13 protein-coding genes are annotated in these 14,019 nt (G+C 72.8%); 7 read left to right on the forward strand and 6 right to left on the reverse strand.

Annotated features, from left to right (window positions below):
• Positions 1 to 42 precede the first annotated feature (42 nt).
• The gene (locus tag AB0912_RS04110; RefSeq protein ID WP_366696379.1) at positions 43 to 732 is read left to right on the forward strand and encodes a hypothetical protein; all 690 of its coding nucleotides are present in this window, start codon (positions 43 to 45) and stop codon (positions 730 to 732) included.
• Between the two features lie 89 nt (positions 733 to 821).
• On the opposite strand, the gene AB0912_RS04115 is transcribed toward AB0912_RS04110, so the two are convergent.
• Positions 822 to 1,931, reverse strand: coding sequence for a glycosyltransferase (locus AB0912_RS04115; RefSeq protein WP_366696380.1), 1,110 nt, complete (start codon positions 1,929 to 1,931; stop codon positions 822 to 824).
• Entirely contained in the window at positions 1,928 to 2,467 is a 540-nt protein-coding gene (locus AB0912_RS04120; protein ID WP_366696381.1) for a WcaF family extracellular polysaccharide biosynthesis acetyltransferase, read from the reverse strand. The genes AB0912_RS04115 and AB0912_RS04120 overlap by 4 nt, the downstream gene beginning before the upstream one ends.
• 122 nt (positions 2,468 to 2,589) lie before the next feature.
• On the opposite strand from AB0912_RS04120, the gene AB0912_RS04125 reads away from it, so the two are divergent.
• Positions 2,590 to 4,146 (forward strand): O-antigen polymerase, encoded by a 1,557-nt coding sequence (locus tag AB0912_RS04125; protein ID WP_366696382.1) that lies wholly within the window; start codon positions 2,590 to 2,592, stop codon positions 4,144 to 4,146.
• A gap of 248 nt (positions 4,147 to 4,394) precedes the next feature.
• Here the strand turns inward: AB0912_RS04125 and AB0912_RS04130 are convergent, their stop codons facing one another.
• The 3 genes from AB0912_RS04130 to AB0912_RS04140 are packed head-to-tail and all read right to left on the reverse strand — an operon-like array spanning position 4,395 to position 8,595.
• Positions 4,395 to 5,708, reverse strand: coding sequence for a hypothetical protein (locus tag AB0912_RS04130; RefSeq protein ID WP_366696383.1), 1,314 nt, complete (start codon positions 5,706 to 5,708; stop codon positions 4,395 to 4,397).
• Positions 5,705 to 7,393 carry a lipopolysaccharide biosynthesis protein gene (locus tag AB0912_RS04135; RefSeq protein WP_366696384.1) on the reverse strand — a complete coding sequence of 563 codons (1,689 nt, stop codon included), beginning with the start codon at positions 7,391 to 7,393 and terminating at the stop codon, positions 5,705 to 5,707. Before AB0912_RS04135 ends, AB0912_RS04130 begins: the two co-directional genes overlap by 4 nt.
• Complete coding sequence (locus AB0912_RS04140) at positions 7,390 to 8,595, reverse strand: glycosyltransferase family 4 protein (RefSeq protein WP_366696543.1); 1,206 nt, start codon at positions 8,593 to 8,595, stop codon at positions 7,390 to 7,392. Before AB0912_RS04140 ends, AB0912_RS04135 begins: the two co-directional genes overlap by 4 nt.
• A gap of 444 nt (positions 8,596 to 9,039) precedes the next feature.
• Between AB0912_RS04140 and AB0912_RS04145 the strand changes: the two genes are divergently transcribed.
• Positions 9,040 to 9,519, forward strand: a complete 480-nt coding sequence (locus AB0912_RS04145; RefSeq protein ID WP_366696385.1) for an adenylyltransferase/cytidyltransferase family protein — start codon at positions 9,040 to 9,042, stop codon at positions 9,517 to 9,519.
• Here the strand turns inward: AB0912_RS04145 and AB0912_RS04150 are convergent.
• The gene (locus AB0912_RS04150) at positions 9,479 to 10,168 is read right to left on the reverse strand and encodes a CDP-alcohol phosphatidyltransferase family protein (RefSeq protein WP_366696544.1); all 690 of its coding nucleotides are present in this window, start codon (positions 10,166 to 10,168) and stop codon (positions 9,479 to 9,481) included. The two genes, AB0912_RS04145 and AB0912_RS04150, sit on opposite strands and share 41 nt — an antisense overlap.
• A gap of 351 nt (positions 10,169 to 10,519) precedes the next feature.
• On the opposite strand from AB0912_RS04150, the gene AB0912_RS04155 reads away from it, so the two are divergent.
• The 4 genes from AB0912_RS04155 to dhaK all read left to right on the forward strand — a co-directional run bounded on the left by AB0912_RS04155 (position 10,520) and on the right by dhaK (position 13,903).
• Entirely contained in the window at positions 10,520 to 11,380 is an 861-nt protein-coding gene (locus tag AB0912_RS04155) for a class II fructose-bisphosphate aldolase (RefSeq protein ID WP_366696386.1), read from the forward strand.
• A 4-nt stretch (positions 11,381 to 11,384) separates the two neighbouring features.
• Positions 11,385 to 12,188 carry an HAD-IA family hydrolase gene (locus AB0912_RS04160; protein WP_366696387.1) on the forward strand — a complete coding sequence of 268 codons (804 nt, stop codon included), beginning with the start codon at positions 11,385 to 11,387 and terminating at the stop codon, positions 12,186 to 12,188.
• On the forward strand, positions 12,185 to 12,841 hold the full coding sequence (gene dhaL / locus AB0912_RS04165; RefSeq protein WP_366696388.1) for a dihydroxyacetone kinase subunit DhaL: 657 nt from the start codon (positions 12,185 to 12,187) through the stop codon (positions 12,839 to 12,841). The genes AB0912_RS04160 and dhaL overlap by 4 nt, the downstream gene beginning before the upstream one ends.
• A 66-nt stretch (positions 12,842 to 12,907) precedes the next feature.
• On the forward strand, positions 12,908 to 13,903 hold the full coding sequence (dhaK, locus tag AB0912_RS04170; RefSeq protein ID WP_366696389.1) for a dihydroxyacetone kinase subunit DhaK: 996 nt from the start codon (positions 12,908 to 12,910) through the stop codon (positions 13,901 to 13,903).
• Positions 13,904 to 14,019 lie beyond the last annotated feature (116 nt).

Below are 14,019 nucleotides of genomic sequence, written 5' to 3' on the forward strand. Positions count from 1 at the left end.
GCCCGCCTTCATACCCGGCCCGCTCGGGCCGCAGGAGCCACCATGCACACTCGTACTCTCCGGTCCCTCCGGCGCGGTGCCGCCGTCGGCGCCCTCGTCGCGCTGCTCGCGCTCTCCGGGTGCAGCTCGGACGACGGTTCCGACGCGGCGGCGAAACCGACGCGGAGCATCTCCGACGACCAGGCGGCCGGTGTCCCGGACGACCAGGCGAGCCCGGCCCCCGAGGAGTCGGCGAGCCCCTCCAAGGGTCCGGTCCTGCCCGACGCGAACCTCACCCCGGCCACCGGTTCCTTCACCGCCAAGGAGAAGAAGTACCTGCACGGCCGGGTGCCGAAGAACATGGACCCGGCCGCCGTGCTCCAGGTCGGCCAGGAGACCTGCCAGCGGGTCGAGCGCACCGCCGCCCACGACAAGGACGCGGCGATCGGCGCGCTCATCGCCGGGGACCTGCCGTCCGCCGACGGCGCGATCGCCCAGCTCTGCCCGAAGCAGCAGCCGCTGCTGGACAAGGCCGCGACCGGGTTCGCCGACGGCACCCGCAAGAACCCCGCGCCGGGCACCTATCGCGCGCTGACCAGCGCCGAGGGCTGCACCTGGAAGGCACTGGGCGCGGGCGACAAGGTGCTGGCCTCGGGGCCGGGCCCGGACGCCCCGAAGAAGATCACGGCGAAGGTGCCCTCCGGGACCCGTACGTTCGTCTCCTCGGGCTGCTACGCCTGGCTGCCCGCGTAGCGAGCGCGGCCGTCCCGGTCCGGTCGGCCGTTGAAGGGCGGTCGGGGTCCGGTGCGGAGCCGGACTGCGGCCGCCCTTCAACGGCGTTTCTACGCCCGCTCGTACACGTCGAGGAGGGTGCCGAGGACCGCGTCCATGGCGAACGTCTCGGCGGTGAGCTTGCGGGCCGCCGCCGACGCGGTGCGCCGGGCGTCCGGGTCCAGCAGGCCGAGCACCGCCGGGGCGATGCCGTCCGGTCCGCTCACCACGCGGCCGGCGCCGGCCCGGTCCACGTCACGGGCCAGGCCGTTGGAGTCGGTGACCACGACGGGCGTACCGACGGCCATCGCCTCCAGGACCGACATCGGGAACGGTTCGTCCACCGACGGCAGGACGTACACATGCGCCGCGCGCAGCTCCTCGGTCATCCGGGCGCCGTCGAGCGGCCCGGGGCAGCTCACCCGCTCCGCGAGTCCCAGCTCGCCGATCCGCCTTTGTACGGCGGCGAGTTCACCCTCGTCGGGGCCCGCGACGACGAACGTCGCGTCGGGGTGCCGGGCGAGGATCGCGGGCGCCGCGTCCACCAGGTCGACGGGCCGTTTACGGGCCTGGAGCCGGGCCGCGTACAGGATGCGCGGCGGCCCCTCGGGCGCGGGTCCCTCGGGCTGGGCGGGCACGCCGTTCACCAGGCGGACGGCGCGGGCGAGGCCCGTACCGCCCACCACGGCCTCCAGGTCCCGCAGTTCACGGGTGGTGAGGTGCAGGACGGCACTGGCCCCGCGCAGCACCCGCCGCACGGCGACCGCGTCGAGGAGCTTCGCGGAGCGCCGCTCGCTCGGGTCGACCATGCCGTGCGTCTGGAGGACCAGCGGTTTCCCGGCGCGCAGCGCGGCGAGCGCCACCGGCAGGGTCACCAGGTCGCGCGCCAAGTGCACATGGACGACGTCGGCCTGCCGTACGAGGCGGTGGGCGCCCGCGAGCAGCGACGGCGAGGTCAGTCCGCTGAACCCCAACGGCAGGATTCTGCGGGCCTGGTGGAGGCGGGCGGGCACACCCTCCACCTGGTCGGGCAGGGGCCCCTCGAAGCCGTCGGCGAGGGCGGTGAGCCGGGCGTCGTGCCCGCGCTCCCGCAGCCCCTTGCAGAGGTTGAGGGCGACCCGGACCGGGCCGCCGAAGGCGTGGGTCGGGCTGTGCAGGGTGACCGCGTGCAGCACTCTCACGCCGGCTCCTCGACGGGCCGGCGCCGGTTGTCGGCGGTGTGCAGGGTCAGTTCGGGCAGGTCCTTGTGGAGGACCGCGCCCGCGCCGACGACGGCGCAGCGGCCGACCTTCACCCCGGCGAGGACGGTGGCACGGGCGGCGACCCAGGCTCCGTCGTCGACGGTGATCGGCGCGTTGCGGTAGCGGAAGTCGGCGGCGCGGTGGTCGTGGCTGCCCGTGCACAGCATGGCCTCCTGCGAGACGCACACATGGGCGCCGAGGGTGACCGGCTCCAGGTTGAGTATCCAGGCCCCCTCGCCGATCCAGGTGTGGTCGCCGACCGTCAGCTTCCACGGCCACAGCACGCGCACCCGGTGCCGGATGAGCACGCCGGTGCCGATCTCGGCGCCGAAGGCCCGCAGCAGGGCCGTCCTGACCCGGGCCGGGGTGAACCACGCCATGAACAGCGTGTTCATCACCGCGAACCAGAGCGCCTGGACGAGTATCCCGCGCCCCTTGTCGTATCCGGCCAGTGTGAAGGCCGGGAGATCACGCATCGATCCATCCCCCCAACAGCGTCTCCCCGGACGCTACTTCGCCACACTCTAGTAGCTGGCCGTTCACCGCAGGCCAGGGCTCGTTAGACTGCCGCCGGGGATCTCTTCGGGGCGGGGGCGCCATGACGCAGCAGACGGACCACGGCACGACCGGTGCGTCCGGCACGGCGGGCGCGAGCGACGCGCCCGGTACGGCGGGCACGGCCGGTGCGTCCGGGCCGGCGGAGCGGGGCTGGCAGGCGGCGGTGCCGCCGTTCCGGCCGCGCACGCTCCTCTCCCGCGCGCTGTCGGTGCCGCTCGTCCTCGGTTTCGCGGTGTTCCTGCCGCTGCTGGTACTGGTGCAGCCCGGCACGGGCCTGCACGACTCGGCGCTGTGGCTCCAGCTCGCGCTCACCATGTACGCGGGCATCCGGCTCTCGACGATGATCCTCTCCAGCCGGCGCAAGCTGCTCGCCGGTTCGTTCTGGCTGTTCGTCTACATGGCGATGGGGGTGGCGCCGCTCGCGCAGGCGGTGCTCGGCCGGACGCCGACGCCGGTGGTGGGCGCGCGCACCGATCTGACGGAGGCGGTCGCGCTCGTCCTGATCGGCTGCGTGGCCTTCGACATCGGCACCCTGCTGGCCCGGCAGCGGCCCGAGCGCAAGCGGGAGGACAAGCTGCGGCCCGCGCTGGTGCACCGCCGCCGGCTGTATCTGCTGACCCTGGTCGCCTTCCTCGGCTCGGCGCTGCTCGTCGTCAAACTCGGCGGCCCCGCGGTGTTCTTCACCAGCCGGCAGGAGATCATCAGCAGCGTCCAGGAGGCCGGGCTCTCGCAGGCGGACTCGCAGGCCGGGCAGGCCATCGTGCGGGGCTTCGGCACCGTGCCCGCGCTGATCGCCTGGCTCGCGTACACGCGCTGGCTGGTGACCTCGCGCAGGGCCCGCCGCTCGGTGGTGGTCATCGCGGTCTGGGGTGCGCTGGCCGCGCTGAACGCGGTGGTCAACAACCCGATCTCCAACCCGCGTTTCTGGTTCCTCACCGTGCTCTTCTCGCTGCTGTTCACCGTCTTCCCGGTGAGCGCCGCCTTCTACCGGATCGCGCTGAGCCTGGGGGTGATCGTGGCGCTGGTGGTCTTCCCGTTCGCGGACCGCTTCCGCTACGACGACGCCAACTACCGTCCCGTACAGACGACTTCACCGCTGGAGCCGCTGGCCCTGAAGGACTACGACCAGGTCGGCATGTTCGCCAACACCATCACCTACGTCCGGTCGGGCAGCGGCCACACCTTCGGCACCCAACTGGCCGGCTCGGTGCTCTTCGCGGTACCCCGCTCGGTGTGGCCCGACAAGCCGATGGACACCGGCGTCATGGTCGGCCAGTGGATGGGCGCGACCAACACGAACCTCTCCTCGCCGGTGTGGGCCGAGCTGTGGATCGACTTCGGGCCGGCCGGCATGGTGGCGGGGCTCGTGGCGATGGGCTACGCGGCGGCGCGGGTTGACCGGCGCTACGCCCGCCGCGCGGTGCGCAGTTCCCGGCCGGGCAGCCTGATCGCCCTGGTGGTCCCCCTGGTCGCCGGCTACTCGTTCATCCTGCTGCGGGGACCCTTGCTCCAGGCCTCGGGCCGGGTCGCCATCGCGATGTTCTGCATCGCCCTGATCACCACGTTCCGCCAGGACCGGGCGACGGGGCTGCGCTGAGGGGGCGACCCCGAGGGGGGGGTGGGGGGTGCTCTGACGGTGCTGCGCTGCGAGGCCCCTGACCGGGGTGCCCTGACGGGGGCGCCGTGGCGGCGGGTGCCCTGGCGGCGGGTGTCCTGACCGGCCGGGTTCGGCGGGCAGCCAGGGTCCGGCGGGCCTGACGGACGAGGAGGTGCTGCACCAGCTCGTCACGCTGCTCCGTACTCAGTTCGGTCGCGGCCGGGGAGCGACGGCGGCAAAGCCGCCCCTCAGCTCGCCGGAACCGTCGGTGCCGCCGACGCCGGGGCCGCTTCCTCGGTCCGCAGGCGGGCGACCCGGGTCCAGGCCGCCAGGGCCTTCAGCGCGGAGCCCGCCGCCAGACCCCAGGCCGCTCCGAGCGCCGAACCGGTCAGCAGATAGCCGGCGAGCATCAGGACGACCGAGAGCAGCGAGAACACCACCTGCACCGACAGGGTGGCGCGCGGGCTGAGCACGCGCAGGGTCACCAGAGCGCAGGTGCCGAGCCCCATCACCGCGTACTGCGCGCCCGACGCGGGCAGCAGAGCCGCCGCCGACTGCCAGGTGGCGCCGAGGAGTTGGCGTCCGGCCCGGTCGGGAAGGGCGTACAGCACGAGCCCCCAGCCGAGGCCGACGGCGCTGAGCAGGAGGCCGAGCAGCGCCGCGGCGCGGGTGGTGGCGCGCCGGCCGCCGAGCCGGTTCAGCAGGGGCGGCCCGAAGGCGTTGACGGAGTTGAACAGGACGTTGAGCGGCCCGAAGAGCGTGGTGGCGCCGCGCAGGGCGCCGACCGCAAGCGGGGCGGCGAACAGGCCGAGGCCCAGTACGGCGAGCTGGCTGGAGGCGTTGCCGACGGCGAACTCCACGACGAAGCGCTGCCCGAGGTGCCCCCGGCGCACATAGGGCCGCAAGTCGGCCCGCGCGCCCCGGACATGGGGCCACAGCAGCCGCAGGCCGAGCAGCAGCGCCGGAAGCGCCGACACGCCCCACACCGCCACCAGGAGCCCGGGCGAGGCGTGCCGGGGCTGGAGCAGCAGCGCGGGCACCACGCACACCAGGCGCAGGGTGTCGGCAGCCAGGGCGAGGGCGGGGCGGCGCAGGGTGGAGAAGGCGTAGCGCAGGCCGTCCTGGACGAGGACGAGCGGCAGGACGAGTCCGAGGGCGAGGAAGGCTCCGCCGGGCCCGCCCCAACTCCCCGTCACCGCACCGGTGATCGCGCCGACGGCGGCGAGGAGCAGCCCGCCGGCGGCGGAGCCGAGCGCGGTGAAGGTGATCGCGGAGCGGCACGCGGCGCCGGTCGTGGCGGTGTCGCCCCGGGTCAGCACCACGGCCTGGCCGACGTAGGCCATGTTGAGGCCGAGCAGCACCGTGAAGGTGAGGTACACCATCGAGAAGGTGGCGAAGCCGTGCGCGGTGGAGACGCGGGCGGCGATCACCAGCACGGCGATGTTGGTGAGGCTGGACGCCGCCTGGTCGAGCACCGAGGCGAGGGCGGCCGCCGACCGCCGCGGGGTGCGCGGCGGGCCGGACGGCTGCTCGGACGGCGGCTGTTCCTCGGGCGCGGTCACCGGTCCCCCGAGCGGACGGTGCGCAGCGCGACCGTGTCGCTGCCGTCGCCGTCGAAGTGCCGCTCGGGTTCGGGGGTGTTGACGCGCTCGGGGGCGGGCGCCGGCTGGCTCTTGGGCGCCCGGCGCGCGCTGCCGCGGCGGACGACGGGCGTGCGGCCCCGGGAGTCGCTGTGCGTGACCGCGCCGAGGACGGTGCCGCCCGCGCCGACGATCAGCTCGCGGATACGGGTCAGGTCGGAGCGGTGCACGGTCCGCGGATCGCAGACGATGAGCACGCCGTCGACACGGTCGACCAGCGCGAGGGCGTCGGCGTAGGCGAGGACGGGAGGCGCGACGACCACGACGGTGGCGTCCGGGTCGTCGGCCTCGGCGATCAGCCGGGTCGTCCGGGCGGAGGTCAGCGCGCGCGGCACATTGCGCACCCGCTCGCCCGGGACCAGCCCGAAGGCGCCCGACTCCCCCGCGTCGACCATGAGTTGGCCCCGGCTGGGCCACTCGCCCTCGGCCTGCTCGCCGCTGCGGCTCCAGCGCGGCCGGGAGGCGGAGGTCACGTCGAGCCGCTCGGAGAGCGACGGCGTGCGCAGGTCCGCCTCCACCAGCAGCACGTTCTTGCCGGTCTCGGCGAAGGAGGCCGCGAGGTTGACCGCGACGGCCACGCTCGACTCCATGGAGCCGCGCGGGGCGACGACGAGCAGCCGGCGCCGGTCGGCGAACCGCTCGTCGTAGGCGAGGCGGAAGGCGATCGAGCGGTACTCCTCGGCGGCGCGGGAGTCGGTGTGGCCGACCACCAGGGTGCCCGCCGAGCCGCGCGGCAGCGCGCCGAGGACGGGACCGCGGACCGCGCGGGCCACGTCGCCGGCCGAGCGGGGCGCCGGGTCGAAGACCAGCCGCACCCAGGCGCCGAGCAGGCCGAGACCGACGCCGACCAGGCCGCCGAGGCCGAGCGACAGCGGCAGTCCGGGGCCGTCGGACGAGGAGGGCACCGTGGCGTTGCGGATCACGTTGGCCGGCGTCATGTCGAGCGCCTTCAGGCTGGTGATCTTGGAGCGCAGGTCGGTGATGCGGTTGAGCAGGTTGGCCTGCACGGCGTAGGCGGAGTCGGCGGCCGAGCCGTCGGGGAGCTGCTTGATCCGCTGGGACAGCTCGTCGTTCTGCTTGGCGACCGGGTTGAGCTGGTCCTGCAGGCTCTTGAGCATCGAGTCGCGGACGGACTCCCACTGGTCCTTGCGCATCTCGATGTACGACCGGGTGAGGGCGTTGGCGCGGCGCGCCGCCTCCTTCGGGTCGGACGCGTTGTACGTGAAGTGCAGCACGAGGGTCTGCGGCGGGTTGGTGACCTGGAGCCCGTGCTGGAGCTGGTCCACCTGGCCGGGGCCCATCTTGAGCCTTTTCGCGGCGCCTTCGGCGACCGAGCGGCTGAGCGCCGTCTGCCGCTCGGACCCCATGTTGAGCGCCTTGTCGCTGGAGAGCGTCGGCGCGAAGGGGTCGCTGGTGGGGGCGCGGAGCACGATGTCGGTGGTGGCGGCGTAGCTGTCGGCGCCGGTGACGCCGAGCCAGGCTCCGGACAGCAGTCCGATGCCGATGCCGCCGCCTATCAGCCACCGGTAGCGCAGCAGTTGGCGGAACTGCTCGCGCAACTGCTCCGGCTCGTCCTCCCCCCGGACGGGAACGTGTGTCTCGTTCACCTTCCAAGTCCCCCCATTGCCTCGTCGATCAGCGCGTCGATGCGCGCGAGACCCGCCTCCCGTGACAGATGGGCCGCTACGTGGCGCGGACCCGCCGCGCCCAACTCGTCCGCCATCTCCGGATCTTCGGCGAGTCTACGCACCGCTGCGAGAAACTGATCAGGATTCTCCGGTTCCACAACCATTCCGGCACCGGATCGCAGCACTTCGCGGGCCGTTCCCCCTTCGGCGGCGACCGAGGCTACGACCGGGCGCCCGGTGGCGAAGTAGGAGGTGAGCTTGGAGGGGACGCTCATGTCGAGGACGGAGGCGCGCTGGGTGACGGCGAGGACGTCGGCGGCGGCCAGCACGTCCGGGAAGCCGGCGTCGTCCACCGGCGGCAGGAACTCCAGGTTGGGCAGGTCCCTGGCGAGGGCCGCGAGGTGCTCGCGCTGGTTGCCGTCGCCCATCAGGACGATCCGTACGGCCGGGTCGCGGCGGGCGGCGTCCACCAGCACCTCGAGCCCCTGCTTGAGGCCCATGTTCCCGGAGTGCAGGACCACGGTCTGCTCCGGCCGCCAGCCGAGCCGCTCGCGGGTACGCTCACGCGGCGCCGAAGGGGCCTGTATGTGCGACCAGTTGGGCACAAGCCGGATGCGGCCGGGGTCCACGCCCATGGCCTTCACCCGCTCGAGGAAGGTCTCGTGGATGACACCGACCAGCGTGGCCCGCCGCAGCACCCAGGACTCGGCGCGCTCGGCCAGTTCGGCGGCGCGCCCCCCGCCCTGGATGCCGGACTGCGCGGCGGCGGCCCCCATCAGGTCCTGCACGACCGGGACGTACGGGGCCCGGTGCCGGGCGGCGATACGGGCGCCGAGCACGCCCCCGGCGAGGCTGGGCAGTTGGGCGAGCACGGCGTCGAGGCGGCCGGTGCGGGGCGGCGCGACCATGCCGTGCGCGAGTATGGAACTCTCGAACAGGGCCCGGCGCAGGGCGCTCTGGCGCGGCGGCACGCTGTGCCGCCTGCGGTGCACGGTGACCCCGGCCCGGCGCTCGGTGGCCCGCCAGACCGTGCGGTAGTCGGGGTCGAGGCTCCAGGACGGGTAGTGCGGGAGCCCGGCGAGGACGTGGGTGTCGTGGCCGTGGCGCGCCCAGTGCTCGGCGATGCCGGTGGCGTACGGGCCTATGCCGGTGTGCTCGGGCGCGTAGTTGGTGGAGACCAGCAGCAACCGGCGTCCGGACGGGGTGACTTCACCGTCCCGGCCGGCCCGCCCGGCGGCGTCCGGCGCGGCGCCGCTCTTCGTGCCGGGCGTGCTGTTGACGTCCGGCTCGTCGGTGCGCTGCACCGGTACGGACCCCGCCGGAGCGGCGATCCCCGTGCCGCTGCGGTCACGACGCTCGTCGTGGGTGTCTGTCACGCGAAGAAACCTTCCCCCCGGCCGCCTCGGCGGCCTCCCCTGTGTGATTGCGCCCCACGGGCCCCGATGCCCTGTCGGGCCCCCGGTGCCCCACGGGACCCCCCGGTCCCCGCGCCGGTCGGAAGTGACCCAGGACGCACCCTAATTGTTCACCCACCCTGCACCATGCATGAACGCTATCGTCAAAGTCCGCGCATCCCCCGGAAAGGGGTGCGCCCTGGGGGCCGAAAACGAACAAGGGGGGCACTTGTGCCATCGAGCAAGCCGTACCGCGTGGGCTACGCACCGGGCGCCTACGATCTCTTCCACATAGGGCACCTGAACATCCTGCGTCACGCACGCGCCCAGTGTGACTACTTGGTGGCCGGCGTCGTCTCCGACGAGATGGCCGAACACGCCAAGGGCAGACTGCCGATGATCCCGCTGGTGGAGCGGCTGGAGATCGTCCGGAGCATCAAGTACGTCGACGCCGCCTTCGTGGAGACCGTGCCGGACAAGCTCCAGACGTGGAAGCAAGTCCGCTTCGACGTGCTGTTCAAGGGCGACGACTGGCGGGACACCCCGAAGGGCGAGCGGCTGGAGCAGGACTTCGCCGCGGTGGGCGTGGACGTCGTCTACTTCCCGTACACCGTGCACACCTCAAGCACCCAGCTCCGGCGCGCCATCGACGCCCTCGACGGGAGCCGGTTCAACGACGAACTGCGGACAGCTCCCGGAACCACTTGGTGAGAAAAGCGGCCAGGAAGAGCGCGGCGGCGGCGGCGAGGGCCGTGTAGGCCCACCGGAAGGCGCTGCCGCCGCCGAGCAGCAGGAAGACCAGGCAGAACACCCCGTGGTCGACCGGGAGCAGGGCCACCGCGCGCACCGTGGAGGGCTCGGCCCGGTCGCCCGGGACCGCCTTGGGCTTGAGCTTCTCGGTGAGCAGCCCGCCGAAGAACGTGACGACGGCGGCGAGCTGGAAACCGAGCGGCACCAGCAGCCAGGCATCGGCTCCGGTCCCGAAGTGGCCGGGGTTCCGGTAGAAGGTGATCAGCACGGCGGTGTGCAGTGCGGTGATCTTGGCGCAGTCGACCACGTGGTCGAGCCATTCACCCGCCGGGCTGCCGCCGCCGCGCAGCCGGGCGAGCTGCCCGTCGGCCGAGTCGAAGGCGAAGCCGACGGCGAGCCCGAGCCACACCACGAGACCGGCGGCCCAGGTGGGCGCGGCGAGGGCGGCCGTCACGACCGCCGCGAAGCTGAACACCGCGCTGATCAGGGTGACATGATTGGGCGTCAGCCCGATCCGGTACGCCCCGGCGGCGAGATACCGGCCCACCGGCCGGTTCACGAACCGCGAGTACAGCGATACGCCCTTGGCGCTCTTCTGCGCGGACTTCAGCCGTATCAGCGCGGACGCCGTGTCGTCGGGCGCGGTGCTGTCGGGCGCGGTGCTGTCGGACGCCGTGTCGTCGGGCGCGGTGCTGTCGGACGCCGTGCCGCTGGACGCCGTGCCGCTGGACGTCGTACTGCTGCTCATCGATCCCCCCGGACCTCTGTGACCTCACGGCCTCCCCGGCCGCTCCCCTGATCCACATCATCACAGCAGTCACCGCGCGATGGCGAACGATCGCAAAACTGACCGGAAACGAAACGCGTCGGAAAACTGACGCAAAGTGACGGACACCAAAAGTGGCGGGGCGCCGTCGACGGGCGTGGAATGGAGGGGTGGGGCCGTAAACGTGGAGGCGTCGTGGGTGTTGCACCGCTGACCGAGATCCTCTCCGGGCCGTTCGCCGAACGCTACGCCGTACCGGCCATCAACGTGTTCAACGACCTGACGATGGAAGCAGTGCTGGCCGCGGCCGTGGAGAAGCGCTCGCCGCTGATCGTCCAGACCTCCGTCAAGACCGTGAAGTCGATCGGCGGTGACGTCCTGTACGCGATGTGGACCGCCATGACCGCCGGGATCGACGTGCCCGTCGCGCTGCACCTCGATCACTGTCCGGAGCGGGAGGTCATCACGGAGTGCCTGCGGCGGGGCTGGAACTCGGTTCTCTTCGACGCCTCGAAGCTGCCGGTCGAGGAGAACATGCGGCAGACCGTCGAGGTCGTCGCGGAGGCCCGCTCGTACGGGGCGGCCGTCGAGGGCGAGATCGAGTCGATCACCGGCGTGGAGGACGGCGTCGGCAGCGACACCGCGGCGGAGCAGCAGTCCCTCGAGGTCGCCCTGGAGTTCCTGCGGACGACCGGCGTCGACGTCTTCGCCCCCGCGATCGGCAACGCCCACGGCTCGTACAAGCAGGCCCCGGTGCTCGACGCCCAGCGGGTGTCCGACATCGTCGCGGCCCATCCGGTGCCGATCGCGCTGCACGGCGGGAGCGGGCTGTCCGACGAGCAGTTCCACGACCTGATCTCCCGGGGCTGCGCGAAGGTCAACATCTCGACCGCGCTCAAGGAGAAGTTCATGCAGTCCAGCCTGGCCTTCCTGGAGACGGCGGCGGAGCGGCGGAAGTGGGACCCGCCCTCGCTCTTCAGGTCGGTGCGGCAGGACGTCATCGACATGACCGGCTCGCTGATGACCCTGTTCGGCAGCGCCGGCCGGGTGGGCTGACACCGTGCCCGCGCTGGTCTACGACTGCGACGGTGTCCTCGCCGACACCGAGCGCCACGGGCATCTGCCCGCTTTCAACGCGACGTTCGAGGAGTTCGGGCTGCCGGTGCGCTGGAGCGACGCCGAGTACGCGGAGAAGGTGAAGGTCGGCGGCGGCAAGGAGCGCATGAAGACGCTGCTGACGCCCGAGTTCGTCGCCGCCGCGGGTCTGCCCGCCGACCCGGCCGCGCTGGAGGCGGAGGTGGCCCGCTGGCACCGGCGCAAGACCGAGATCTACACCGGGATCATCCGCTCCGGCACCATCCCGCCGCGCCCCGGAGTGCGGCGGATCGCCGAGGCGGCATACGCGGCGGGCTGGACCCTCGCGGTCGCCTCCACTTCCGCCGAGGCGTCCGTCCGCAGCGTCCTGGAGCTGGCCATGGGCCCCGAACTGGCTTCCCGGTTCGGGGTGTTCGCCGGTGACGTGGTGCAGCGCAAGAAGCCGGCCCCGGACATCTACGCGTTCGCCGTACGCCGGCTCGGCCTCGACCCGGCGGAGGTCGTCGCGATCGAGGACAGCCGCAACGGCATGCTCGCCGCCCTCGGCGCCGGGCTCGCCTGCGCCGTCACGACGAGCGCGTACACCGGCGAGGAGGACTTCACCGGCGCTTCCCTGGTGGTCACCTCGCTCGGCGACCCGCCGCCGCGGGAGACCGTCACGCGGGTACTGAACGATCCCCTCGGGGTGCACCCCGGCCCCTGGGTGGAGCTGGCGGACCTGGCCGTCCTGCTCGCGGCCGGGGACACCGTCGAGTCAGGAGAGTCATGACCACGCCATCGACATCCGCCGACGACCTCGCCTTCGTCGTCCGGACCATCGCCCGGACCGCGCTCGACAACGAGAAGGCCTTCGGTGACCTGGACGCCGTCGCGGGCGACGGCGACTTCGGCTTCTCGCTCGCCCGCGGCTTCGAGATCGTCCTCGCGGACTGGGACACCCTCGACGCGCAGACACCGTCCGAGTTCCTGAGGAAGGTCGCCATGGTGATCTCCAAGCGGGTCGGCGGCACCTCGGGACCCCTGTGGGGCACGGCCTTCCTGCGGGCGTCGACGACCGTGAAGGACCGCGACGAACTGGACGCCTCGGACGCGGTCACCATGCTGCGGGCCGCCGCCGAGGGGATCAAGGCACGCGGCAAGTCCGACCTCGGCGACAAGACCCTGCTGGACGCGCTCATCCCGCTGACCGACGCGCTGGAGCGGCGGACGGCAGAGGGCCAACCGCCCGCCACGGCGGTGGAGTTGGCCGAACTGGCGGCAACGACGGCTCGTACCGCCGCCGACGCCACGACCCCGATGCGGGCCCGCCGCGGCCGGCAGAGCTACACCGGCGAGCGCAGCATCGGCTCGCCGGACCCCGGCGCGGTGGCGGTCGCGGTGATGGCGGAGCGCGTGGCGGCCGAGTGGGAGGCACGCGACTGACCCTGGGCGGCACCGTCGCCCGTACCGCCCCCGGCACCCGGGCGACGAGATCACGAGGAGCACGCCATGAAGAAGTTCGTCAACGACCCGAAGGACTACGTCGCCGAGATGCTGGAGGGACTGGCGCTCGCCAACCCCGACACGCTCACCTACGTCCCCGAGTACAACCTGATCATGCGCGCCGACGCCCCGCGCGAGGACAAGGTCTCCATCGTGCAGGGCTCCGGCTCCGGTCACGAGCCGGCGCATGTGATGACCGTGGGCAAGGGCATGCTCGACGCGGCCTGTCCCGGCGACGTGTTCGCGGCGCCGCCCGCCGACTTCGTCTACGAGACGGTCAAGCGGGTCGCCTCCCCCAAGGGCGTCCTGCTGCTGGTCAACAACTACACCGGGGACCGGATGGCCTTCGAGATGGCCGAGGAGCTGTCGCAGGCCGACGGCGTGACCGTACGGACCCTGTTCATCGATGACGACGTGGCCGTGCAGGACTCGACGTACACCGTCGGCCGGCGCGGGGTGGCCGGCAACTTCTTCGTGATGAAGGCGGTCGGGGCCGCCGCCGAGCGGGGCGCGGATCTCGACGAGATCTACGCGATCGGCGAGAAGGTCAACTCCGTCACCCGCACGATGGGCATGGCCCTCACCGCGTGCACCCCGCCCGCGAAGGGCTCGCCGCTCTTCGAACTCCCCGACGACGCGGTCGAGATGGGCGTGGGCATCCACGGCGAGCCGGGCCGCGAGCGGGAGAAGCTCCAGCCGGCGAAGGCGATGGTCGGCGAACTGGTCGACGCCGTCGTGGACGACCTCCCCTTCACCTCCGGCGACTCGGTGGCCCTGATGGCGAACGGCCTCGGCGGCACCCCCATCGGCGAGCTGTACCTGGTCTACGGCCTGGCCCACAAGCAGCTCGCCGAACGCGGCATCGACGTGTGGCGCAGCTACGTGGGCGAGTACTGCACCTCGCTCGACATGGCGGGCGCGTCGATCACCCTGGTCCGCCTGGACGACGAGATCAAGGGCCTGCTGAGCGAGCCGGCGGAGATCCCGATCCGGGTGTTCTGAGGGGGTGCGGTGCGCGGGCGGGGCGGGCCGTGCGGCACGGGGTGGGCCGGTTCCGGTAAGGCGCGCGGGGCGGGGGCGGCGGCGGGGGGGCGGGGACAGCGCGGGGCGAGGGCGAG

The organism is Streptomyces sp. NPDC007084, from assembly GCF_040703595.1.
Classification (GTDB): Bacteria; Actinomycetota; Actinomycetes; order Streptomycetales; family Streptomycetaceae; genus Streptomyces.

What these genes read in the sequence shown, in the direction of transcription:
- dhaK (WP_366696389.1), top strand. Translation starts at nt 12,908, where the DNA reads ATGAAGAAGTTCGTCAACGACCCGAAGGACTACGTCGCCGAGATGCTG.
- AB0912_RS04110 (WP_366696379.1), top strand. Translation starts at nt 43, where the DNA reads ATGCACACTCGTACTCTCCGGTCCCTCCGGCGCGGTGCCGCCGTCGGC.
- AB0912_RS04125 (WP_366696382.1), top strand. Translation starts at nt 2,590, where the DNA reads ATGACGCAGCAGACGGACCACGGCACGACCGGTGCGTCCGGCACGGCG.
- dhaL (WP_366696388.1), top strand. Translation starts at nt 12,185, where the DNA reads ATGACCACGCCATCGACATCCGCCGACGACCTCGCCTTCGTCGTCCGG.
- AB0912_RS04120 (WP_366696381.1), bottom strand. Translation starts at nt 2,467, where the DNA reads ATGCGTGATCTCCCGGCCTTCACACTGGCCGGATACGACAAGGGGCGC.